The organism is Streptomyces sp. NPDC048603, assembly GCF_043199475.1.
Taxonomy (GTDB): Bacteria; Actinomycetota; Actinomycetes; order Streptomycetales; family Streptomycetaceae; genus Streptomyces.
Genome location: NZ_JBICVY010000005.1, coordinates 278,052 through 301,079, shown reverse-complemented (window position 1 = coordinate 301,079; position 23,028 = coordinate 278,052). Strand labels below are relative to the sequence as shown.

Here is a 23,028-nt window from a genome sequence, read left to right as displayed (position 1 = left end):
GACCACCGGCCCGCGTCCGGGGACGCGGTTCAGACCAGTTCGGGCTGCCGTTCCGGCTGCCGCGGCGCGGGTACGACGGCCTTCGGTTCCCACCGCTTGGTGGTCCGTACGTAGCCGAAGATCACCGAGGCGGTGGCCAGGACGAGGAGGGGGCCGAACACCCACGGGTGGCGGGACATCTCCACCGGCAGGTAGCGGTAGGACAGCAGGAAGGCGGTGAAGACCGTGGTGCCGTGGACGACCAGTCGAATTCCCGCCCGGTCCCAGCCGCGTGCCTGCGCGCGCAGAGCCGTTTCGATCGTGAGCGTGAAGACCACGCCGGCGATGATGTCCGCGCCGTAGTGATAGCCGAATCCCAGCGTCGCCCCGAGCGTGGCGATGAGCCAGAACGTGCCGAAGAACCGCAGAACGCGCGGGCCCTTTCGGGAATGGATGAATATCGCGGTGGCCCAGGCCGTGTGCAGGCTGGGCATGCAATTGCGCGGAGTGATCCCGTCGAACGGCATGGGGCGCGGAGTGGCGGACGGCTGCGGCATGATGTCCGGCCACAGGTTCGCCACCGCCCAGTGCGCGCCCGCCTCGGAACCGTAGGCGTAGATCGGCCCGACCACCGGGAAGATCATGTAGAACGCGGGGCCGAGGAGGCCGATCACCAGGAAGGTGCGCACCAGGTGGTGGCGCGGGAACCGGCGCTCGGCCGCGACGTTGCGCAGCGCGTAGAGGGAGACGAGGACCGCGGCCACGCCGAGCTGGGCGTAGACCCAGTCGAGTATGTGGAAGCCGACCGGACCGGTGGCGTTGACGAGCCGGCCCGCCAGCCAGGAGGGGTTGCCCAGCGCGTGGTCGGCGGTCGCGACGTACTGGTCGAGCACCATCGGACGGCTGTTCGAGGTGATGAGCAGCCAGATGTCACCGACCTTGCGGCCGGTCACCAGCAGCAGACCGAGCCCGACGCCCTTCAGCAGCAGCATGCGTTCCGCGCCGGTGCGGCGGGCCAGCGCGACGACCCCCCAGCCGAGGACCACCCACAGCGCACCGTTGCCCGGCATCATCTTGGCGTCCGTCGCCAGGCGCACCAGGAAGAAGACGAGGTCGATGCCGATCGCGGTGCCGATCGAGAGGAAGCGCTGCCGCCAGGTGAGCACCGTCATCATCAGCGCCATGCTGCCGTAGAGCAGCGGCGCCGATTTGGGGGCGAACACCACCTCGCGGACCTGGTTGGTCATCGGCCCCCGCAGGCCGTAGTGGCGTGCGGTGATCTCCAGCGCGATGAGGAATCCGAGGACCACCACCCCCGCAGCGGCCCAGAGAACCACCCGTGCCCGACGCCCCCCGACCGTCATTTCGCCGCCTATTCGAGAAAACAACCGCGATACTTTTGTTATCAATTGTTTGGCCGATTTGTTAGGTTTTGGTCAAATAAGCCACTCATCGACCGGATGACATGCTCCCCCCGATGAAGGGTGGGCGACGAGGGCGTGTCGCGAATCCGAACATGCTAACGGAGTGCGCGGGTTGCCCAGGGGTGTCCGGGGGCCGCATCCCGCCGGGACCCCACCGGCCGGCCCGGCCGGGCCCGTCCCGGGGGCCGCCAGATGCTGCGGTTCCACGCCGACTGAGCGGACAATAAGACTCAAAGGTGTGAAACCTCTCACAAAGCGGCATAACGAAGGTCCTATCGTCAGCCGTCAGCCGGTTCCCACCCAGTCGAGGCGGAGGAGGGGAAGATGAGTTCCGGACCGCGTTCAGAACGTCCTACGGGACCGCCCGCCGGGCCCCTCTCCGGCCGCCCTTCCGGTGATCCGGCGGGCTCCGTGCCGCCGCCTCCTCCACCGCCCACTCCGCCTCCGCCGCCTCCGCCGCCGCCGACGCCACCGCCGTCCGGCGGCGGAGGGGGTGGAGGGGGCGGAGACGGCGGAGGCGGGTCCGGGCGGCCGCCCGGGAACGGAGGGAACGGCCGCTGGTGGAGGTCGGTGCCGCGGATCGCCACGGTCACCACCGCCGTGGTGGGCGCCGTGGTCCTGGCCGTCGTCCTCACCCGGCCGGACGGCGGTCCGGCCGTGGCCGGAGAGATCATCCTCCAGCCCACGAACACCTCGGGGCCCGATCCCTACACCCCGTCGACGGCCAACACGACGGCGGCACTGCCCGGCGCCCAGCCCGACGCGCCTCCGACCGCGGCCGCCGTCCTCGCCAGCGTCACGGGATCGGAGCCCGGTCTGTACGGCGGGAGCCGCAACACCGCCAGCTGCGACGTGGAGAAGCAGGTCCGCTTCCTGAACGCCGATCCAGCGAAGAACCGGGCGTTCGCCACGGTGCTGGGGGTCCGGGAGACCTCCGTTCCCGGCTATCTGCGCTCGCTGACGCCCGTACAGCTTCGGTCGGACACCCGGGTCACCAACCACGGCTACCGCGACGGCACCCCGATCAGCTACCAGGCCGTGCTCCAGGCCGGTACGGCCGTGCTCGTGGACAACCACGGGGAGCCGAAGGTGCGGTGCGCCTGCGGCAACCCGCTGAGCCGTGCGGTCGCGCAGCAGGGCACGCCCGCGCAGAAGGGCACCTCCTGGCCCGGATACCGGCCGCAGAGCGTCGTGGTGGTCAACCGCGCGCCCAAGCCGGTCAAGGTCTTCGTCCTCTTCGACCAGAAGGACAAGCACTGGGTCAACCGGAACGTGGGCGACCAGCGCGGAGAGCACGACAGGCGGGCGCCGGCCCCGCCCCGGCACTGGCCGCTGCCCCCGACGAAGTGGCCGCCGCCCCCCGAGCCCTCCACCGGCACGGGGACGCCGGGTACCGGGACGCCCACGGACACCAGGCCCCCGGGTACCGCACCCCCCACGGACACCGAGCCTCCCGGCACCGAGACGCCCACGGACACGAAGAGCCCCGGGGCCGAGACGCCCGAGGACACCAAGAGCCCCGGGGCCGACACGCCCAAGGACACCAGGACGCCCGGCACTGACAAGCCGACCGAGACCAAGGCCCCCGCCACCGAGAAGCCCACCGGTACCGAGAAGCCCACCGAAACCAAGCCCCCCGGTACCGAGAAGCCCAAGGAAGACGAGACTCCCAAGACGGAGGCCCCGGCAAAGGAGTCCTCTCCCGCCGAGACCCCCAAGACCGATGAGCCCCAGAGCGAATCCCCCAGGACCGAGACCCCGAAGACCGAGACGCCCAAGACGGAGACGCCGGAGTCCGAGACGCCCAAGACCGAGACGCCGGCCGGCGAGACCCCGGCCGAGGAGTCCTCTCCCGCCCCCGGCGAGTCCCCCACGAGCGAATCCCCGCCGCCCGAGTCGCCGGCGAAGGAGTCCTCGCCCGCCGAGACCCCCGAGAGCGAGACGCCCAAGACCGAGACCCCGAAGACCGAGACCCCGAAGACCGAGACGCCGAAGACCGACACCCCGGCGCAGTCCCCCACGACCGAGGCGCCCTCCGCCCCGCCGCCCACCAGCGAAGCTCCCAAGACCGAGGCGCCGGCCGAGACCCCGGCGCCCGAGGCCCCGACCTCCCAGGCGCCCGACACGCCCGCCCCCGAGGTGTCCCGAACGGAGGAGGCACCGCGTACCGAGGCACCTCCCGCCGAGCAGCCCGGCGACGTACCCGGACAAGAGCAGGACCAGCAACAACAGGACCAGCAGCAACAGGAGCCGCAACAGCAAGAGCAAGAGCAACAGCAAGACCAGCAGCAGGAACAGCAGCAGGAACAGCAGCAAGACCAGCCGCAACAGCAACAGGAGGAGAACCAGCAGCAACAGGAGGACCAGCAGCAACAAGAACAGCCGGCCGACGAGTAGTGCACCGGCGGCCCGCACCGCCTCCGCGGCTCCTGTCAAGTGACGAATAGCCGGGGCTACGGCCCCGTCCCGCCTCCCGGCACGGTGGAAATCGACGCTCCTGCGCCCGAGCAGGACCGATTCGCCACCCGGACCGGAGGCACCCATGTTCCGTCGTGCAGGGGGATTCGCGACCCGTCGTCCCCGACTCGTCCTGCTCGCCGCGCTCGTGTTCCTCCTCGTCTCCGCCGTCTTCGGTGCGGAGGCGACCGGCCGGCTGAAGACCGGGGGATACGACGATCCGCGCTCCGAATCCAGCCGTGCCGCCCGGCTGGCGGCCGAGCACCTCGGCGCTTCGCCCAACCTGGTTGTCGTCGCCCGGACCGCCGGCGGCTCGGTCGACGATCCGGCCGCCCGGAGCGCCGGCGAGGCCCTGACCGCGCGCCTCGCCTCCCGTCCGCACGTGACCGCGGTGACCTCGTACTGGAACGGTGACGCGGCGGAGCTGCGCAGCCGGGACGGCCGCGCGGCCATGGTGCTCGCGCACGTGGACGGCGAGGGGGAGCGGCTCGCGGAGCGGGTCAAGCGGCTGGACGGAGAGCTGAGCGGTACGGCCGCGGCCGGACCGGCCCTGAGCGTGCACGTGGGCGGGCCCGCGCTGATCGACGCCCAGCTGCAGGACCTCTCGGAGTCCGACCTGAAGCGGGCCGAGGCCTTCGTCCTGCCGGGGACCCTGATCCTGCTGGTCCTGGTCTTCGGCAGTCTGGTGGCCGCCGCCCTGCCGCTGCTGATCGGGGGGCTGGCCGTCGCCGGGACGCTGCTGGTCCTGAGCGTTCTCGGCACCGTCACCGACGTGTCCGTGTTCTCCCTGAACCTGACCACGGCGCTCGGCCTGGGGCTGGGCATCGACTACGGCCTGCTGGTCGTCTCCCGGTTCCGCGAGGAGCTCGCGGGCGGACTCGCTCCGCGCGAGGCCGCGCTGCGCACGGTGCGCACCGCGGGCCACACGATCGTCTTCAGCGCCGCGACGGTCTCCGCCGCACTCGCCACGCTGCTGGCGTTCCCGCCGTACTTCCTGAGGTCCTTCGCCTACGCGGGCATCGCCGTGGTGGCGATCGCCGCGGTGAGCGCCGTGACCGTGCTGCCGGCCCTGCTGGCGCTCCTCGGCCGCCGGGTGAACGCCTGGGCGGTGCCGTGGCGCCGACGGGTCCACGGCGGCTCCCGGTCCCGCTTCTGGGCCGGGCTGGCGCGGATCGTCGTCCGCAGGCCGCTGCTCGCGGCGCTGCCGGTGATCGGCCTGCTGGTGGTGCTCGCCGGGCCGTTCGCACACGCCGGCTTCGCCACCCCCGACGACCGGGCGCTGCCGGTGAGCGCGTCCGGCCGGCAGACCGGCGACCTGGTACGGGACGCGTTCGACGCGGAGGGCGCGGGCGCGGTCACCGTGGTCATGACGGGCACCCCGTCCCCGCAGGCCCGGCAGGACTACGCCCGCCGGCTCTCCGCGCTGCCGCACGTCGACCGGGTCAACGGGCCCGAGGGCACCTTCCGCCACGGCGATCGCGCAGCCGTCACCGGCTCCGGCGCACAGGCTGCGTCCGCCGGACCGGCGGCCCGGCCGCCCGCCGACGGCCCGGTGCTGCTCTCCGTGGTGCCGCAGGCCGACCCGCAGTCGCGTGCCGCCCAGCGGCTCGTGCACGAGGTCCGCGCGGTTCCCGCCCCGGCGGGCGCCGAGGTCCTGGTCGGCGGACCGAGCGCGGTGCTGGTCGACGCCAAGGCCACGGTGGGGGACCGGATCCCGCTCGCCCTCGCCCTGATCACCCTCACCACGTTCGTCCTGCTGCTCGGGTTCACGCGCAGCGTGCTGCTCCCGGTGAAGGCGATCGTCCTGAACGCCCTGAGCCTCGCGGCCGTCCTGGGGGCCATGGTGTGGATCTTCCAGACGGGACATCTGCAGCACCTGCTCGGCTTCACCCCCGGACCGCTCAGCACGACCATGCCGGTGCTGCTGTTCTGCATCGTCTTCGGCCTGTCGGTGGACTACGAGGTCTTCGTCCTCGCGCGCATCAAGGAGGCGCACGACGCCGGGCAGGACAACGCCCGCTCGATCGTCTCGGGCATCGCGCACACCGGCGGGATCGTCACCACCGCGGGCGCCCTGCTCGCCTTCACCCTCCTGAGCTTCGGCACCTCCCGGGTCTCCCTCCTGCAGTTCTTCGGGATCGGCGCGGGCCTCGGCGTCCTCCTCGACGCCACGCTCGTGCGGGGCGTGCTCGTACCGGCGCTCATGCGCCTGGCGGGCGGCCTGAACTGGTGGGCGCCCCGGCCCCTGAGGCCACGCGTGCCGCGGCCGCCGGCGCCGCTGGTGCCGACGGCTCCGCCCGTGGCGCGCCCGGCCACCGGTCCTCCCCCGGCCGCCGGCAGGTGCCCGACCTCGGCCCTGCTCTCCGCACCTCCGCCCGCCCCCTCCCCCTCCCCCGCCGGCCGCTGACGGCCGGCCCGGACACCCCGCCCCGTACGAACCGTGAGGAAGACCGTCATGAGCGACATCGCCATCACCGGACTCGGCTGCCGATTCCCCGGCGCCCGCGACGTCCACGCCTACTGGGAGCTGCTGAAGAGCGGCGAGCGGCAGTTCTCCGCCGTCCCCCGGGAACGGTGGAACCACGCGCCGTTCCACGAGCCCGGCGACCCGTCGGCGGCCAACGCCTCGTACACCGACCAGGTCGCCTTCCTGGACCAGGTGGACCGCTTCGACGCCCTGCACCACGGGATCCCTCCCGCCCGCGCCCGGGCCATGGACCCGCAGCACCGGCTGATGCTCGACGTCACCCGTGAGGCGCTGGACGACGCGGGGCTGGGGCGGGGCGACTTCGACCGGGAGAACACCGGGGTGTTCGTCGGCGTGTCGGTGTCCGACTACAAGGATCTGATGTCGGCCCCCATCCGGGCCGTGGCCCTGGCCGACGCCGTACGCCCGGCGGACGCGGACGACCCGGACGGCCTGGCGGCCGTCAGGGCCGAGGCGGGTCCGCACAGCAGTGTCCAGACGTTCACCCTGCCGGGCAGCCTGCTCAACATGGCGGCCGGCACGGTCAGCCGGCAGTTCGGCCTCGGCGGCCCCGGCTTCGCCGTCGACGCCGCCTGCTCCGGGTCCCTGGTCGCCCTCGAACAGGCGGTCGCGCAGCTGCGCCAGGGCAGCTGCCGGATCGCCGTGGTCGGCGGCGTGTACCTCAGCCTGACCCCCGACGGTCTGGTCGGCTTCTCCCGGCTGCGGGCGCTGTCCGCCACCGGGGTGTGCCGCCCGTTCGACGAGGCGGCCGACGGCTTCGTCCTCGGCGAGGGCGCTGGCGCCGTCATCATCAGGCCGCTCGCCGACGCGCTCGCCGCCGGCGACCGCGTCTACGCGGTGATCAAGGGCATCGGCTCGGCCAACGACGGCGCGTCCCCCGGACCGCTGGTGCCCACCCCCGAGGGCCAGCTGCGGGCCCTGCTCCGCGCCTACGAGGACGCGGGGGTCGCTCCCTCGTCGGTGGCCTATCTGGAGGCCCACGGCACCGGGACCGCCACCGGCGACCGGGCCGAGATCGAGGCACTGCGCCGGCTGCGCACCGAGTACCCCGACGACGACCCCGCGCTGTGCTACCTGGGCGCGGGCAAGGCGCTCATCGGGCACGCCCTCTCCGCGGCGGGCATCGCGGGGCTGATCAAGACGGCGCTGGTCGTCCACCACCGCACGATCGTGCCCCAGCCGGACACCTCTCCCCATCCGGACCTGGGCGTCTCCGCGGCCGGGCTGCGCTTCGCCCGTACCGCGCTGCCCTGGCCGTCCACGGGTACGGCCGCGGGCACCCCGCGGCGCGCGGCCGTCAGCGCCTTCGGGTTCGGCGGCACGAACGTCCACGTGGTCCTGGAGGAGCGGCCCCGCCCGGCCGCGGCCCCGCCCCCGGTACGCGCCGGAGGAGTGGCACCCCAGCTCCTCCTGCTCTCGGCCGGCAGTCAGGAGCAGCTGGACCGGCACATCGGCGAGCTGCTCGACGCGCTCAGCGCGCTCGGCCCGGCCGGCCGGCCGCCGATCGCGGCGCTGGCCCACACCCTGGGCTCGCGCGCACCGCTGCGGACCCGGCTGGCGATCGTGGCCTCGGACACCGACGCGTTCACCGAGCGGCTGCGGCATGCCCGCCGGCAGCTCCAGGAGGGTGCCCGGGGCGACCTCGGCGACGGCGCCTTCGCCGCCGACGCTCCGCTGCCGGCCGCACGGCGCCGTACCGCCTTCCTCTTCCCCGGCCAGGGCAGCCAGCGCCCGGGCATGATGCGGCACCTGTACGAGCGGTTCCCCGGCTTCCGGGAGACCGTCGGCGCACTGAGCGCGGTGGCCCGGCGGGACGCCGGTCCGGACCCCGCCGATCTGGTGTACGGCCGGGCGGCGGCCGCCCTCGGGGACGCCGACGAGCTCAGGCGGCGGCTGACCGCCACCGATGTGTGCCAGCCGGTGGTCGGCACCGTCCAGATCGCGGCCACCCGGCTCCTCGCCGACTGCGGGGTCACCCCCGACCTCGCCCTCGGCCACAGCGTCGGGGAGTTCGCGGCGGCCGCGGCGGCCGGGGCACTCACCGCCGAGGACACCGTCCGGCTGCTGGTCCACCGGGGCGCCGCCCTCCGCGAGGCCGAGAGCTCTCTGCCGGGCGGGATGCTCGCCGTGCAGACCGACAAGGAGACCTGCCGCCGGCTGCTCGACGGCATCGACGACGTCTGGCTCGCCTGCTTCAACCAGCAGCGGCAGGTCGTGGTGAGCGGCAGCCCGCGAGGGCTGGCCGCCCTGCGGGAGGCCTGCACCCGGGCGGGCATCGTCACCGCGGCACTGGAGGTGTCCGGCGCCTTCCACTCGCCGCTGCTGGCGTCCGTGGAGCACACCGTGCGCGCCGGTCTGGCCGAGCGCATGGTCGGACGCCCCGTCCTGCCGTTCGTCTCGTCGGTGAACGCGGCGCTCTGCGAGGACCCGGACGAGCTGCGCGAGCTGTGGGCCCGGCACGCGTCGGCGCCGGTCCACTTCGGCGATGCCGTGCGCACCGCCTACGACCAGGGGGCCCGGATCTTCCTGCAGGTGAACGGCGGCAGCTCGCTGCTCAGCTCGGTCCAGCGGGTCCTCTACGGCCACGACGACCTCCACGTGATCGCGGTCGACGGGACCACGGCGGACGGGGCGACCGGCTTCGTCCGGGCCCTGGCACAGCTGGCCGTCCTCGGCGCCCCGGTCGACCCGCGCGCCCTGGTTCCCGTGGCGGAGCGCCGCCTGCTCGACCTGCCGGTGGCGGGGCTGGACGCCCGGTCCTACTGGGTGCCGGGCGGGCGTGCGGCACAGGAGGACCCCTCCGCCGTCTCCCTTCCCTCCCGGCCCGCACCCGCGCCCACCCCCGCGCCCTCGACGGAGACCCCGATGAAGCACCCGATGAACCATCCGGCGAAGCATCCGGTGAACGGCCTGTTGAACGAGCTGCTCCAGCTGGTCCAACAGCAGGTGACGCTGCTCAGCGGCCTGGCCTCGACCCTCCCCGCACACCGGCCCGCGGCACCGGACGCACCGAACGCACCGGCAGCGCCTGACGCGCCGGAACCGGCGGCCTCGGGAGCCCCGCACATACCGGAGGAGGTACGAGAGGAGGCGCCCGCGCCGACCGGGGAGCACGACGAGGTCACCGGCTCCGTGTTCGCGCACGTGGCACGGATCAGCGCCTTCCCGGTGGCTCATCTGCGCGAGGACCAGCGGCTGGTCGATGACCTGGGCTTCGACTCGCTGATGCTGACCGACCTGTTCACCGCCCTGAGCCGGGAGTGGCCGATGTGCGCCCTCGGCGAGCGGGCTGCCGACCGGCCGACCGTCGGCGGCATCGCGGCCATGATCGCGAGCACCTCCCCGGGAGCCTCCCCGGGCGCCTCCGCCGGAGCCGCCGTACCGGCACCCCTCCCCGAACAGCGGTCCGGGGACGGGCACGCGGCCGCCGCACCCCCGGACCCGCATACGGACCGTCCCGCGCGGGACATCCCGGATGTCCCCAAGACCCCGGGTGTCCCTGAGACCGCGGGTGCACCGGACGCGCCCGACGCCGTCCCCCTCCCCGACGAGATCACCCGGATCGAGTGCTTCCCCGAGGTCGCCGCCCATGCCGAGCGCCTGGGCACGCTCGCCCGGCTCGGGCTGCCCAACCCGTACTTCCTGGTCCACGAGCGCGGGATGACGGACACGACCGTCGTCGACGGGCGGGAGCTCCTCTCCTTCGCCGGCTACAACTACCTCGGCATGGCCACGCACCCCCGGGTGACCGAGGCGGCCAAGGAGGCCGTCGAACGCTGCGGTACCTCGGTGTCCGCCAGCCGGCTGCTCTCCGGCAGCCGCCCGCTGCACCTGGAGCTCGAGGCGGAGCTCGCCGGCCTGCTCGGCAGCAAGGCCGCGGTCACCCTGACCAACGGCCACGCCACCAACGTCACCGTGATCGGGCACCTGGTGGGCCCCGGGGACCTCGTCGTCCACGACGCCCTGGCGCACGACAGCATCCTGCAGGGCTGCAGGCTCTCCGGCGCGACCCGGCGGCCGTTCCCGCACAACGACGCGGCCGCCCTCGACGCCGTGCTCGGACAGGTCCGCCACCAGTACCGGCGGGTGCTCGTGGTCGTCGAGGGCGTGTACAGCATGGACGGAGACATCGCCGACCTGCCCGCCTTCGTCGAGGTCAAGCGCCGGCACGGCGCGCTGCTGATGGTCGACGAGGCGCACAGCGTCGGAACGATCGGTGCCACCGGGCGCGGCATCGGCGAGTACTTCGGCATCCACCGCCCGTCCGTGGACCTGTGGTCGGGCACGCTCTCCAAGGCCCTGGCGAGCTGTGGCGGATACGTCGCCGGGACCCGCGCGGTCGTCGACTTCCTGCGCTACACCGTCCCGGGCTTCGTCTACAGCGCGGGCATGACCCCGGCCGACACCGCCGCCTCCCTGACCGCCCTGCGGGTACTGCGGGACGAGCCGCAGCGCGTGACCCGTCTGGCGGAGAACGCCGCGCTGTTCGTCCGCCTCGCCCGCGACGCGGGCGTCGACGTCGGGGACAGCCGGGACACGCCGGTGGTTCCGGCCATCGTCGGGAACTCGTCGAAGACCCTGCGGCTCGCGGAGGCCCTGTTCCGGCAGGGCGTCAGTGTCAACCCGATCCTCCACCCGGCCGTACCGGAGGAACTGGCCCGGCTGCGCTTCTTCGTCACCTGTGACCACACGCCCGGCCAGATCCGGCAGGCCGTGTCCGCGCTGGAGCACGAGCAGCGGCGCCTGGCCCTGGCGCCCGCCGCGTGAGCCGCCGCCATGGACACCGCCTTCCCGTCCCCGTCCCCTTTCCCTTCGTTTCCGCCGATCGTGCCCGGCCGCGTCCACCGGTGGGGTGGAGCCGGCGTCCTCGTGGCCGGGCGTACCGGCCACGACCGGGCGCCGCACCTCTCACGGGCGGAGCAGCACCTGGTCCGGACCCTGCCGGCCTGGCGGCAGGCCGAGTGGGTGGCCGGCCGCGGTCTCGCCAAGCGCCTGGTCGGCGAGGCCGTCGCCGCGCCGGCGGAGGAGGTGGAGATCCTCCCCCGGGAGGACGGCAGCCCCCGCGTCCTGGTGGGCGGCAGCCCGGTGCCCGGGGTGCACGTCTCCATCAGCCACACCGCCCGCCACACCGCGGCGGCCCTGGCACCGGAGCCGGTCGGGGTGGACCTCTGCGAGACGGTCTCGGCCGCCGCGGTGCGCCGGGTCGCGGACCGCGTCCTCTCCGCCGGGGAGCTCTCCCTCGTCGACCCGGACCGGCCCGAGGCGATGGCCGGGGTGTGGGCGCTGAAGGAGGCCGCGGTCAAGGCCGACCGGAGCAGCGTCTTCGGTGCCGCTCCCCGCCGTGTCGAGCTCCTCGGCCTGCAGCCGCCCGTCCTCGGCGGACGGCGCCGCGCGATGGTGTGGCGGGCGGGAGGAGCGGTCCTCGCCCTCGTCCTGGCGCCGCACTGCGTTGGTGCTCCCCGGCCCGCCGGATCATCCTGGTGAGTGGAGCCCCTGGCCGTGGACGTCCACGTGGGACAGCGGCTGAAGACGAGCGAGGGTGAGATGAGCGGCGATGGAGCGACTCCCCACCTCTCCGGGTGAGCGGCCGGAGGAGCCGGACGCCTCCCACGGGCCGGCGTACACGGCCACGGCCACCGTCAACGAGCAGGGCATCGTGACCGAATGGAGCGAGGACGCCAGTCGCCTGCTCGGCTACGCGCCCTCCGAGGTCGTGGGCCTGCCCGCCGACCGGCTGCTCGCCGACGGCACCGACGGCACGGCGCCGCCGGTCCCGCCCGGACAGGAGCGGTGGAGCGGCACGGTGGTGCTGCGGCACCGGGACGGCCGCCGGCTGGAAGTGGGGCTGATCGCGCACCGCTGGACCTCTTCCGGGGGTACGGCCAAGTGGTTCCTGGTGTCCGCCGTGGCGGGCGGTCCCAGCGCACCTCCGGGGGAGCCGCTGAAGGACTGGGCGTTCACCCAGTCCCCCTGCTTCCAGGCCATCTTCGACGCGGATCTGCGGCTGGTGCGGGCGAATTCCGGCATGGAGCGCACGCTGGCGCTCAGCGAGGCCGAGATGCGCGGCCTGCGGCTGCCGGAGATCGCCCCGGATCCGGTGAGCGACGAGGTCGAGCGCAGGATGCGGCTGGCTCTGGAGACCGGGGAACCACAGCACATGGAGGCCTTCGTCCGGCCCGCCGGTACGAGCGCGGAGCACGGCTGGACGACCTCGCTGGACCCGCTGCGGGGCGCGGACGGCCGGGTGCACGCCGTGTGCCTGACGGCGCACGACCGGCCCTCGACCGAGGGTGACGGGCCGCAGATGCTGCTGCCCGCCGGTGCCGGCTCCGGAGCCGCCCCGGAGGACGCCGGCCACACCGGCCGGGAAGCGGCGGAGGCCCCCGCCCCCCACCGGGCGCACACCACCACCATGACCCTGCAGCGCAGCCTGCTCCCGCACACGCTGCCCGACCAGTCCGCGCTGGAGATCGCCTACCGTTACCTGCCCGCCGGCACCGAGGCCGGTGTGGGCGGCGACTGGTTCGACGTGATCCCGCTGTCCGGGGCGCGGGTGGCGCTGGTGGTGGGCGATGTGGTGGGCCACGGCATCCGTGCCGCGGCCACCATGGGCCGGCTGCGCACCGCGGTGCGCACGCTGGCCGATGTCGACCTGCCGCCCGACGAACTGCTGACCCACCTCGACGACCTCATCATCCACCTGTCCGCGGACGAGACGGACCGGGACTCCGGGGACGCCGCGGGCGGTATCGGCACCACCTGCCTGTACGTGGTCTACGACCCGGTCACCCGCCGCTGTACGGTCGCCAGGGCGGGCCACCCGCCGCCCGCGGTGGTCTCGCCGGAGGGCTCCGTCTACTTCCTGGACGTGCCGGCCGGCCCGCCGCTGGGCCTGGGCGGCCTGCCGTTCGAGACCGTCGAGGTCGACCTCGACGAGGGCAGCATCCTCGCCATGTACACCGACGGCCTGCTGCAGGCCCGTGAGCACGACATCGACGAGGCCCTCGACACGATGTTCTCGGCGCTGACCCGTCCCGCAGCCACCCTGGAGACGGTCTGCGACCGGGTGCTGGCGGCCCTGCTGACCCACCGTCCCGAGGACGACGTGGCCCTGCTCATCGCCCGGACCCGGGCCCTGCACGCGGACCGGGTGGTCGTCTGGGACCTGGCCTCGGATCCGTCCGAGGTGGCCCAGGCCCGCCGGAACACCACCGACCAGCTCACGGCCTGGGGGCTGGAGGACGCCTCCTTCGTCACGGAACTGCTGGTGAGCGAGTTGGTCACCAATGCCATCCGGTACGGCCAGCCGCCGGTCCAGCTGCGGCTGATCCACGAGAACAGCACCCTGATCTGCGAGGTGTCGGACGCGAGCAGCACCGCCCCGCACATGCGGCGGGCCCGTACCTTCGACGAGGGCGGGCGGGGACTGCTGCTGGTCGCCCAGCTCGCCCAGCGCTGGGGCACCCGGCACGCCCCGATCGGCAAGACCATCTGGGCGGAGCAGTCCCTGACCGGGTTCTGACCGGCCGGGTTCTGAGCCGCCGGGTCCGGGCGGCACGACACGGGCCGGCGCCCGCTCCGTGGGGAGCGGGCGCCGGCCCGTTCGGTTCCGTCAGGCGTCAGAGGCCCAGTGCGATGGCCGTGCGAACCATTTCGGCCGTGGTGTAGATGCCCAGCTTGGTCCGGATGCGGCGGAGGTAGGCGTCGACGGTGTGCTTCGAGAGGCCCATGTTGCGGGCGGTCTGGAGGTAGGTGCACCCGGCGGCGATGTGTCGCAGTGCCTCCTGCTCGCGGGGGGCGAGGGTGGTGGCCGGGGCTTCGACCTGCGGCATGGTGAGGGTGAGGCTCATGGGATTCCTCCGAACGGATCGGATCGGGCCTTCACTGCTCGCGCCTTCGGAAGCAGAGGAACATGTGGCGGAATGTCCGTTTATGTCCTTGCTCAAAAGACTGGCCGGGGGACGTCATGGCGCTGTCCGTCGACTGTCACAGGCGCGTCACAGGGCACCTGTCCGCGTGGTCTACGGCGCGCCCGCCGGGCCTCGGAAGACCGGCCCGGCCCAGGCCGGGGGCTCGGGCGGCGGCACCGGGGCCGCGGCGGGAACCGGTCCGGTGCGCGGGCCGTTGCCGGTCCCGGTGGCGGCGCGCAGGGCCGCCACGAATTCCAGGCAGGAGCCGTACCGGTCCTCGGGGACCTTCGACAGGGCCTTCGCCAGCACCCCGTCGGCGGCGGACGCGAGGTCCGGCCTGCGTTCGGTGAGCGGCGGGGGCTGGTCGTACTGGTGCGCCCACAGCAGCGCCACGTCCTCGTCGCGTTCGAAGGGCGGCCCGCCGGCGAGGGTCTCGTAGACCACGCAGGCGAGGCTGTAGAGGTCGCACCTGCCGTCGACCGGACGCCCGGAGATCTGCTCCGGGGCCATGTAGTCGAGCGTGCCGACGAACTCGCCCACGGTCGTGAACCCGGTGAGTGACAGGGCCTTCTTCGTCAGTCCGAAGTCCGTGAGGTAGACGTGCTCGGGGTGGTCGCTGTCGGTGCCCGCGGCGACCAGGATGTTGCCCGGTTTGACGTCCCGGTGCACCAGGTCGTGGCCGTGCGCCGCGTCGAGCGCGGAGGCCACCTGGCCGGCGATGCGGAGGGCGGTGGCCACGGGCAGCGGACCCTCGCGGTCCAGCAGGGCCCGCAGGTCGAGGCCGGAGACGTACCGCATGGCGATGTACAGGACGCCGTCGGTCTCGCCGGCTTCGAAGATGGGCACGATGTGCGGGTGGTCGATCTTCGCGGCCACCCGGGACTCGTGGGTGAAGCGCTGCCGGAAGGTGTCGTCGCGGGCACGCTCCGGGGCGATCAGCTTGAGCGCCACCGTGCGGTCAAGCCGCAGGTCCTTCGCGCGGTAGACGACGGCCATGCCGCCGCGGCCGATCATGCGCTCGACCCGGTAGCCCGCGATCTGTTTCCCGATCAGGTCGGAGGGCCGGCCCGTGTTCCGGCTCGGGTTCGATGCCGTGGCCATCAGCCGCCCCCTTCCCTGCCTGAAGTCTATGGGCGTGCACCGCCGTACGCCCCGGACCACGCGGGCCGGCGCCCCGTGAAGGGCGCCGGCCGGGTGAGCGGCCCGTGGGCCGTGGAGCGGTGCGGGTCAGTCCTCGTCGTTGCCGCCGGCGCCGCCGTTGCCGCCGCGGCCGCTGGTCTGGCAGCCGGCGCCGATGCAGATGCCGCCGTCGCCGCCCCGGCCGCCGTTCCCGCCGTCGCCGCCGGGGAGGGCGTTGCCGCCGTTGCCTCCGTTGCCGCCGTTGACGCTGCCGTTGCACCGTCCGACGCAGACGCCGCCGTTGCCGCCGTTGGTGCCGTCCGCGCCCGGGCCGCCGTTCGTTCCGTTGCCTCCGTTGGCGCTGCCGTCGCACCGTCCGACACAGACGCCGCCACTGCTGCCGTTGGTGCCGTTGACGGTTCCGGAGCAGTTGCCGGCGCAGACCCGGTCGCCGACGTTGACGCTGCCGTCGCCCACCTTGACGCCGCCCTTGCCCGACTTGAGGCCGCTGACCGCGCTGCCGATCTTGCCGCCGCCGAGCCAGTTGCCGTTCCCGCCGTCACCGGTGCCGGTGCCGAGGTGCAGGCTGCCGGCCGCCTGGGCCACCTGGCCCGTGGGTGCCGGTGCCGCGGGTGCCGCGGTGGCTGCGTTCGTCATCGCACCGGCGCCGATCAGGGCCGAGGAGACGACGAGGCCGAGACGGAACTTCCAAGAGCGCGCACGCATGGGATTCTCCCTTTCGGAATGTGCAAGAGGACAGCGGTCGAGAAGTGGTCGAGAAGTGGTCGGGAAAAGCGGGGGCCCGGCCGGTCACCGACCGGCCGGGCCCCTTCCCCGAGCTTTGTGGTCTCTGTTTTCCGTTTCCGATTTCCGTTCCCGTGCCTCACGGGCAGAACGGGTTGCCGTCGTTGTCCATCAGGGCGTACCAGTTGCCGTCGAGGTACTGCTGCTTCCAGGTGTCGAGCTGTTCGGTCGAGATCTTGTACTTGTCGGCGATCCGTTCCTTCATCGCGTCCGAGTCGTCGGCCAGCAGGATCATCACCATCTGCACCTTGTCCACCACCGTCAGCTTCTCCTTCGGCTTGTCGGGCAGGTCGTCGAACCGGAAGCACCCGAGCTGACCGGGCTTGCCGGGCTCACCCGGCTGGCCGGGCTGACCGCCCCTGCCGCCCTCGCCGCCCTCGCCGCCTTCGCCGCCCTTGCCGCAGAACGAGGACTGGCCGGCCGTAACCGAGGAGCTGGTGCCCGTCGGGGCGTGGGACTCCGAAGCGTTCGCGGCGCAGGCCGTACCGGCGACGAGAGCCAGCGAGGCCGCCGCCAGGATGAGCGGACGCTGCCAGGAAATCGTGAACATGGGGGTTCTCCGTTGTCGTGAGCTGTGTAGCCGATGTGCGGGAGTGGAGAGTGAGGAGAAGAGAGGGAAGAGGTGGGGGTGGGGGTGGGGGGAGGCCCCGGAGGGCCTCCACCCCGTCAGGCGTGGCGCGGATCAGAAGATGCTGCCGCCACCGGCACCACCGGCTCCGCCGAGGCCGCCGAAGATGCCGCCGAAGCCGCCCTTGCCGCCCTTGCCGCCCTTGCCGCCTTCGAAGACACCGAAGCCACCGGCTCCGCCCTTGCCTCCGTTGCCGCCGATCAGCGTGCCGTCGCCGCCGGCGCCGCCGCCGCCACCGCTGCCGCCGAAGAGGCCGGTGCCGCCCTTGCCGCCGTTGCCGCCGTCGCCGCCGATCACGCCTTCGCCGCCGCCACCGCCACCGCCGCCGCCACCTCCGGCGAGGAGGCCGTCGCCGCCCTTGCCGCCGTTGCCGCCGTCGCCGCCGATACCGGTGACGCTGCCGCCGCCGGAGCCACCGGAGCCGCCACCGCCGCCGACCAGGCCACCGCCGCCTTCGCCACCGTCGCCACCGGCGCCGCCGGCCGCCGGGAGGGCCGTGGCCACGTGGGCCGGAACCGGGGCCGCCGTCGCCATGGACGCCGGGAGGAGCACGCCTCCGGAGATCACTGCGGCCGAAGCGATCAGCGTCGCCAGCCGGAATCCCCGGCGCTTCGGACGAACGGCCTCGGTGGTCTCAATCTTGCGGTTCATGACTTTCTCCTGCCTGTGCTGAGTGAATGTATTGACGTGCCCCGGTTTTCCGGGATTTCGCTGAGCCCCATTTCCTTTCCGGATTTGCTGTCCGGTGAGGCCCGCACCACAAGTAAGCCCCGGGGGGCACACCCGGGTCATGTGCCGGGATCTCGGGACTTGACGTGCCCGTAAGCACCCGGTAAAAGCGGCGGACTCCCGGAAACGCCGAAGGCCGCCTTCCGGCCACGGCAGGTGCCGTGGCCGGAAGGCGGCCGTGTGCCCGGGGGCGGGGTCGGAGGCGGGGTCCGGGGCCCTGGGGCAGGTACCCCCGCGGCTACCCGATCCCGGGTATCTGCCGTGCCGCGAACGCCGCGCGCACGGCGGCGGCAGCGGCCGGGCCGTACATGCGCTGCGCGGTGGCGATCGTGGTCTGCGCGGCGTCCCGGAAGTCGGTGTCGGGGCGGAAACCGAACTGTGCGTTCACGATGATGCGGTCGGCGGTGCGGGCACCCAGTGCGCCCCGGATGTCGAACAGCGCCCGGGACCAGATCTCGCCGTCCGCGTGGACCTCCCCGGTCCGGTCGGCGTACGTCTTGTCCCCGTCGATGCGCCGCAGGCAGTGGGGGGCCGCGCTGTAGGGCACCGAGTCCCAGTCGGCGACGCACGCGGCGTCGGCCCGGACCGGCCATCCGTACCGTGCCGCGGCGTGCGTGCCGACGGCGACGGCCAGGTAGTCCCCGAACGCCTCGCCGATCGCACCGGCCTCCGGGGTGGTGCCGAAGCCGGGCACCTGCGCGTGGTGCACCGCGTGGCCGTACTCGTGGACGATGACCTCGGCGTCCTCGGCGTCGTCCACCCCGCCCTTGCCGAAGCGGATCTCGGCCTTCTTGTCGGTGAAGAAGGAGTTGTCCGATCCCCACTGGTTGATCCGGACCGGCTGCGCCCGGTCGTTGGCGCCGGGCAGCTCGCTGCCGAAGCCCAGGCCCTGCAGGTACTCCTGTGCCTCGTTGACCCAGAAGTACGCCATGACCTGCTCGAACTGGTCGTCGTGGCGGTCGTATCCGGCCGCCTCGGCGAGGCGCGCCGAGGACCCGGTGTCCGAGCGTACGTACGCCCAGGTGCCCGACAGCGTGCCGCTGCCGTCCAGGTTGCGCAGCGCGGCCACGGTGTACGCCGAGGCGGGTACGGCGCCGGCCGCGTCCTTGCCGTCGGCCAGGGACTGGTCGCCGGACGACTGGACGGGGTTGACCATGAAGAGCCGCGCCGGGGGCGGCGCGGCGGCGGATCCGGTTCCCGCGGGCTGGGCGGAGACCGGGCCGGCCAGGGCGAGGAGCGCCACGGTGGCGGTGGCCGCGGCGACGAGGCCGCGGGGTGTGCGGCGGGCCATAAGCATTCTCCCGAGATGAAGCGCGGTGGCAGGTGCGGGCGTGATCCTCGCGCATCCCGACCCCTGCGGACCAGGGTCGGGACGGATCCCGTTCGCTCCGTGACGATCCCGTTCGCTCCGTCCCGGGCAGCGGTACCACGACGCCGCCGGCTTCCGCCGGCGGCGTCGTGGTACCGCTGCCCGTTCTCGGCGCCTCTTCCTGGTTCAGCGGGCTGCCTGGATCCTCTCCTTGACCCGTTCGTACTCGGAGTCGGTGAGCTCGCCGTGGTTGTGCAGTCCGGCGAGGGTGGCCAGCTGGTCCGCCTTGGCGGTGGCGCGTGCCTCGGGGTCCTCGGCGGCCGTCTGCCGTACGTAGGCCCGGAACGCGTGTTCCCGGTCCCGTGCCCGCCGGACCTCACGCTGCCCCATGCCGCGCCCGCGGGCGATCAGGTAGACGAAGCAGCCCAGGAAGGGCAGCACGCACACGAAGACCGTCCAGCCGGCCTTCCCCCAGCCGCCCATGGTGTCGTCCCGGAAGATGTCCCCGAGGATCCGGAACAGCAGGAACAGCCAGAGGATCCAGAGGAAGAACCACAGCATGGTCAGGAAGGCCTGGAACAGGGGGTAGTCGTCCATCGCCGCCTCCGTGGCGCGCTCGCACGGGCCGTCCGGGCCCGCCTCGGGTCTCCGGGCCGCCTCAGGTCTCCGGGCTCTTCACGACGCACAGCGCCCAGATGATGACGCCGTACACCGCGATGGCCACGAGGGACCACAGCGGGAAGTACGGGAGGGACAGGAAGTTGATGATGATCAGGACGGCCGACAGGCCGATCCCGCCGACCCGCGCCCACGTCGAGGGGGTCATCAGCCCGATGCCGACGACGACCGCGAAGGCCCCGAAGACGAGGTGGAGCCAGCCCCAGGTCGTCAGGTCGAACTTGAACACGTAGTTGGCCGTGGTGACGAAGACTTCGTCGCGGGCGATCCCCATGATGCCGCGGCAGAAGTCCAGGGCACCGAAGACGATCAGCATCACGGACGCGAACACGACCAGACCGCTGGCGAAGGGGTGCGCGTCGGCACGGCTGTGCGTTGAGGTCATGGCTTTCGGCTTTCCGGTTCGGTGGCGCGCGGGTTCACGGAGCGGGGGCGCGCCGGCCCCGTCGGCGGGAGGTGCGGTGCCTCACTGCAGGATGCGCTTCTTCGCCGCCTGGAACTCCTCGTCCGTGATGTCGCCCTTGGCGCGGATCTCGGACAGCTTGGCGAGCTGGTCCACCTGGCTCGCGCCGGCCGTTCCGGCGGTCTCCCGGATGTAGGAGTCCATCATCTGCTGCTGTTCCTTCATGTCCCTCATGTCGCGCTGGGCCATGCCCTTCCCCCTGGCCAGCAGGTACACGAAGACGCCGAGGAACGGCAGGATGATCACGAAGATCAGCCAGCCGGCCTTGCCCCAGCCGCCCATCTCGTGGTCGCGGAAGATGTCCACGATGATCTTGAACAGCAGGAAGAACCACAGGACCCAGAGAAAGATGATGAGGGTGGTCCAGAACACCCCGAGCAGCGGATAGTCGTACGCCAGCGGCATGAGACCGTCCATCTCGTCCTCCTTGAGGGCTCGGCACCGCACACGGGTGCCTGATCCCGACTGTGCCCCGGAGGCGGACCGTCCCGGATCACCCCCGGCGGGTGAACCGCCCGTACCAGGCCGAGGTGCCGGCCCACTGCCCGAGGGTCAGGCCCACCACGGCCACCACGAACACCGTGATCAGCCAGGTGAGCAGGGTGAAGACGGGGCCGAGCGGGCCGAACTCCTGGTAGCCGCGCTGCATGGCCCCCGGCATGAGGAGTTCCGACGCGTACCCGACCAGGACCATCGCGAGGCCGGTGAGCAGGGCTCCGGGCAGCAGCGGGGCCCAGCCGATCCGCCCGCACAGCATCAGGTGCGGCGTCCACCACCACAGCAGGACGGACACGATCAGTGCGAGCACCACGCCCAGTGCGGAGCCGGTGCCGAAGCCGTCGCGGATCGGGGCCTGGCAGAAGAGCACCACCAGCCACACCACCAGCCAGGCCAGCCAGCGCCAGGCGGCGTTGCGGAGACTCGCCTTGGGCAGGCGCCAGATGCGTTCGCACACCCGCTGGAGGGCCCGGCTCAGTGCCGTCGCCGAGAGCAGCGCGACGAGGATGCCGACGGCCCCGGAGGCGTCCCGCACCGATCCCTCCGCCTGGTACGCCGTGCGCACCTCCTGGAGGGTCTCGCCGCGGATGCCGAGGACCGCGCTCAGCGAGTCGGCCATCAGGTCCTGCAGGTCCGGGGGCGCGAACGCGGCCACCACGATGAGAAGGGGGAGCGCGGCCAGGAAGGTCTGGGCGGCCAGCCTGATCGCGCTCTCCACGAGGTTGACTTCGAGGAGGCGGGCCGTGAGGTGCTCCAGGGGCGCCGTGAGGCGCTCGGCCACGGCCCGCGCTCCGCGCAGGTTCATCCGGTGCTGACGCCGGGTCCGTGCTTCGGCCCGTCCCCGCCGGCACCGTGCCGCCCGGCGTCACCCGGGGCCGCCGCGAGGACGCCCAGGACGAACAGCAGGACGACGACGATCCCGAAGACCAGGGCCACGACTCCCGGAGTGGGGTAGTTCCAGAGCAGCAGGACGAGTGCACCCGCTCCGATCACCAGGCCAGTGGTCCACTTCCGGTGCTCCTGCAGCCAGTGCCCGGTCAGTCCGGTGCGCAGGCCGATGCGTTCGAGGGAGCGCCCGGTGGCACCGGTGGCCCGGGTGGCGGCCTTGCGCACGAACCGGGCACCGCGTCCGGGACCGTAGAGGTACGCCGCGAGCCCCGTGATCACGGAGAGCACGAGGAGCGTACGGGTGCTCTGCCGCAGGAAGCGCACCAGCGTGTCGTAGACGGCGGCGGCCGCGTCCGGGGGCAGGGTGGCCGGGGGGACCGAGTCGAGGTAGATGCGCCGCGCCACTGCCAGGGCGACGAGCAGCACGAGCATCATGACGAACAGTCCGATCGCGGTGGCCAGCAGCCACACCCGGTGGGCGGGGGCGGCCCAGATGGCCAGGGCGGCCAGGACGAGCACCAGGATCGGCAGCCACACGCCCACCACGTTCAGCAGCCGCATCGCGTCCTGGGCCTTGTTGAGCTTCTCGGTCTGGAGCAGCGGTATCTGCTTGTCCACCTCGGGGATGGCGGAGGCCTTCTCGAAGCCCGCGTCGACGAGGCGCTGTTTGAGTTCGTCGGTCAGGGTGCCGATGTTCAGGACGACGGTGTCGCCGCTGGCCTGGACGGCACTGGAGCCCTCACCGGTGAGCACCTTCTCCACGGCGGCCTGGGCGCGCTTGTTGGCCTCGGTCCACACCGTCTCGAACTGCTCGCTCGTCACCAGCTTGGACACCACCGAGCGCACCGCGGAGGAGATCGCGCCCTTCAGGGGGCCTTCGAGCGCCTCGGACTTCTCCACGATCAGCGGCGGCGCGTCCGCCTGCTGCAGGGCCCGCTGGAGGGCTTCGGTGATGGCCTTCACGTCGATGTTGGAGACGATGCGGTTGGTCAGCTTGTCGGTGACGGCGCCCTGCACCGCGGGGTTCTCCGCGAGCGGGGCGACCGTCTGCACGTACCGGTCCTGGTCGGAGATCGTGTTGTGCAGCCAGGCGGAGAGGACGGCGACCGGGGACAGCAGGAGGGCCAGCAGGAGCAGCACCGAGGCGGCGCCGTAGCGCAGCCGCCGGTGGCGTACGGAAGCGGACTTGCGCAGCCGTTCGTACTCCGCGCGCTCCTCCGCGGTCAGCGGGCGGTCCTCGGCACGGCCCCCTCGGTTGTCCGGGGCCGGGGCGGTGGGGTCCATGCTTCCTCCTCACGGGCCGGGCGGCGTCGGCCGCCGGGCACATCGGAAGGGGTCGGTCCGGAAGGGTTCAGTCCGGAAGGCGCCGCATCTCCTCGACGCGCAGGCCCAGGTCCCGGAACCGGCTGAGCAGGCCGTAGAGATGGGCCTCGTCCGTGACGGTGCCGAAGAAGAGGGTCTGCCGGTACACGGGTGCCGTGTCGAGCTCCGGGAAGGCGTGGGACAGCGGCTCGGACACGAGACCGGTGATCCGGAATTCGTAGCGCATGGGCAGCAGTCCTTCCGTCCCTGCCGGAGCCTGCCGACGCCCCGGGTCGGGGCCTCCACCATGCTGGCCTGGCGGCCGGGCCGCCCGCTTCACCCGTGGGAGGTG

18 protein-coding genes are annotated in these 23,028 nt (G+C 72.9%); 5 read left to right on the top strand and 13 right to left on the bottom strand.

The annotated features are described in order from the left end of the window. Positions 1 to 29: 29 nt before the first annotated feature. Positions 30 to 1,343 (bottom strand): phosphatase PAP2 family protein, encoded by a 1,314-nt coding sequence (locus ACGFQ9_RS14110; protein WP_393574020.1) that lies wholly within the window; start codon positions 1,341 to 1,343, stop codon positions 30 to 32. 630 nt (positions 1,344 to 1,973) lie between these two features. Here ACGFQ9_RS14110 and ACGFQ9_RS14105 point away from each other — a divergent pair. The 5 genes from ACGFQ9_RS14105 (at position 1,974) to ACGFQ9_RS14085 (ending at position 13,870) form a co-directional block, all read left to right on the top strand. Continuing rightward, positions 1,974 to 3,800 carry a DUF6777 domain-containing protein gene (locus tag ACGFQ9_RS14105; protein ID WP_393574019.1) on the top strand — a complete coding sequence of 609 codons (1,827 nt, stop codon included), beginning with the start codon at positions 1,974 to 1,976 and terminating at the stop codon, positions 3,798 to 3,800. A 145-nt stretch (positions 3,801 to 3,945) separates the two neighbouring features. Next, a complete protein-coding gene (locus ACGFQ9_RS14100) occupies positions 3,946 to 6,267 on the top strand; it encodes an MMPL family transporter (RefSeq protein WP_393574018.1) in 2,322 nt (773 codons plus the stop codon). 48 nt (positions 6,268 to 6,315) lie between these two features. Beyond that, positions 6,316 to 11,115, top strand: coding sequence for an aminotransferase class I/II-fold pyridoxal phosphate-dependent enzyme (locus ACGFQ9_RS14095; RefSeq protein WP_393574017.1), 4,800 nt, complete (start codon positions 6,316 to 6,318; stop codon positions 11,113 to 11,115). A 102-nt stretch (positions 11,116 to 11,217) separates the two neighbouring features. After that, entirely contained in the window at positions 11,218 to 11,832 is a 615-nt protein-coding gene (locus tag ACGFQ9_RS14090; RefSeq protein WP_393574016.1) for a 4'-phosphopantetheinyl transferase family protein, read from the top strand. A gap of 70 nt (positions 11,833 to 11,902) precedes the next feature. Next, positions 11,903 to 13,870 (top strand): SpoIIE family protein phosphatase, encoded by a 1,968-nt coding sequence (locus ACGFQ9_RS14085; protein WP_393574015.1) that lies wholly within the window; start codon positions 11,903 to 11,905, stop codon positions 13,868 to 13,870. Positions 13,871 to 13,967: 97 nt separating this feature from the next. On the opposite strand, the gene ACGFQ9_RS14080 is transcribed toward ACGFQ9_RS14085, so the two are convergent. From ACGFQ9_RS14080 to ACGFQ9_RS14025, 12 genes are all read right to left on the bottom strand, one after another. Next, a complete protein-coding gene (locus ACGFQ9_RS14080; protein ID WP_393574014.1) occupies positions 13,968 to 14,198 on the bottom strand; it encodes a response regulator transcription factor in 231 nt (76 codons plus the stop codon). A 171-nt stretch (positions 14,199 to 14,369) separates the two neighbouring features. Continuing rightward, a complete protein-coding gene (locus tag ACGFQ9_RS14075) occupies positions 14,370 to 15,359 on the bottom strand; it encodes a serine/threonine-protein kinase (RefSeq protein WP_393574013.1) in 990 nt (329 codons plus the stop codon). Between the two features lie 126 nt (positions 15,360 to 15,485). Continuing rightward, on the bottom strand, positions 15,486 to 16,103 hold the full coding sequence (locus ACGFQ9_RS14070) for a hypothetical protein (RefSeq protein WP_393574012.1): 618 nt from the start codon (positions 16,101 to 16,103) through the stop codon (positions 15,486 to 15,488). A gap of 157 nt (positions 16,104 to 16,260) precedes the next feature. Beyond that, positions 16,261 to 16,731, bottom strand: a complete 471-nt coding sequence (locus tag ACGFQ9_RS14065) for a hypothetical protein (RefSeq protein WP_393574011.1) — start codon at positions 16,729 to 16,731, stop codon at positions 16,261 to 16,263. A gap of 132 nt (positions 16,732 to 16,863) precedes the next feature. Beyond that, positions 16,864 to 17,460, bottom strand: coding sequence for a hypothetical protein (locus tag ACGFQ9_RS14060; RefSeq protein WP_393574010.1), 597 nt, complete (start codon positions 17,458 to 17,460; stop codon positions 16,864 to 16,866). Between the two features lie 316 nt (positions 17,461 to 17,776). After that, positions 17,777 to 18,829: a M4 family metallopeptidase gene (locus ACGFQ9_RS14055; protein WP_393574009.1), complete on the bottom strand. Its 1,053-nt coding sequence runs from the start codon at positions 18,827 to 18,829 to the stop codon at positions 17,777 to 17,779. 204 nt (positions 18,830 to 19,033) lie between these two features. Continuing rightward, positions 19,034 to 19,444, bottom strand: coding sequence for an SHOCT domain-containing protein (locus ACGFQ9_RS14050; RefSeq protein ID WP_393574008.1), 411 nt, complete (start codon positions 19,442 to 19,444; stop codon positions 19,034 to 19,036). Between the two features lie 61 nt (positions 19,445 to 19,505). Beyond that, entirely contained in the window at positions 19,506 to 19,910 is a 405-nt protein-coding gene (locus ACGFQ9_RS14045; protein WP_393574007.1) for a hypothetical protein, read from the bottom strand. An 81-nt stretch (positions 19,911 to 19,991) separates the two neighbouring features. Then, complete coding sequence (locus ACGFQ9_RS14040) at positions 19,992 to 20,405, bottom strand: SHOCT domain-containing protein (RefSeq protein WP_393574006.1); 414 nt, start codon at positions 20,403 to 20,405, stop codon at positions 19,992 to 19,994. 76 nt (positions 20,406 to 20,481) lie between these two features. Continuing rightward, entirely contained in the window at positions 20,482 to 21,267 is a 786-nt protein-coding gene (locus ACGFQ9_RS14035; RefSeq protein ID WP_393574005.1) for a YhjD/YihY/BrkB family envelope integrity protein, read from the bottom strand. A 20-nt stretch (positions 21,268 to 21,287) separates the two neighbouring features. Beyond that, positions 21,288 to 22,658, bottom strand: coding sequence for a hypothetical protein (locus ACGFQ9_RS14030; RefSeq protein WP_393574004.1), 1,371 nt, complete (start codon positions 22,656 to 22,658; stop codon positions 21,288 to 21,290). 67 nt (positions 22,659 to 22,725) lie between these two features. Beyond that, positions 22,726 to 22,923 carry a hypothetical protein gene (locus ACGFQ9_RS14025; RefSeq protein ID WP_393574003.1) on the bottom strand — a complete coding sequence of 66 codons (198 nt, stop codon included), beginning with the start codon at positions 22,921 to 22,923 and terminating at the stop codon, positions 22,726 to 22,728. Positions 22,924 to 23,028: the final 105 nt, after the last annotated feature.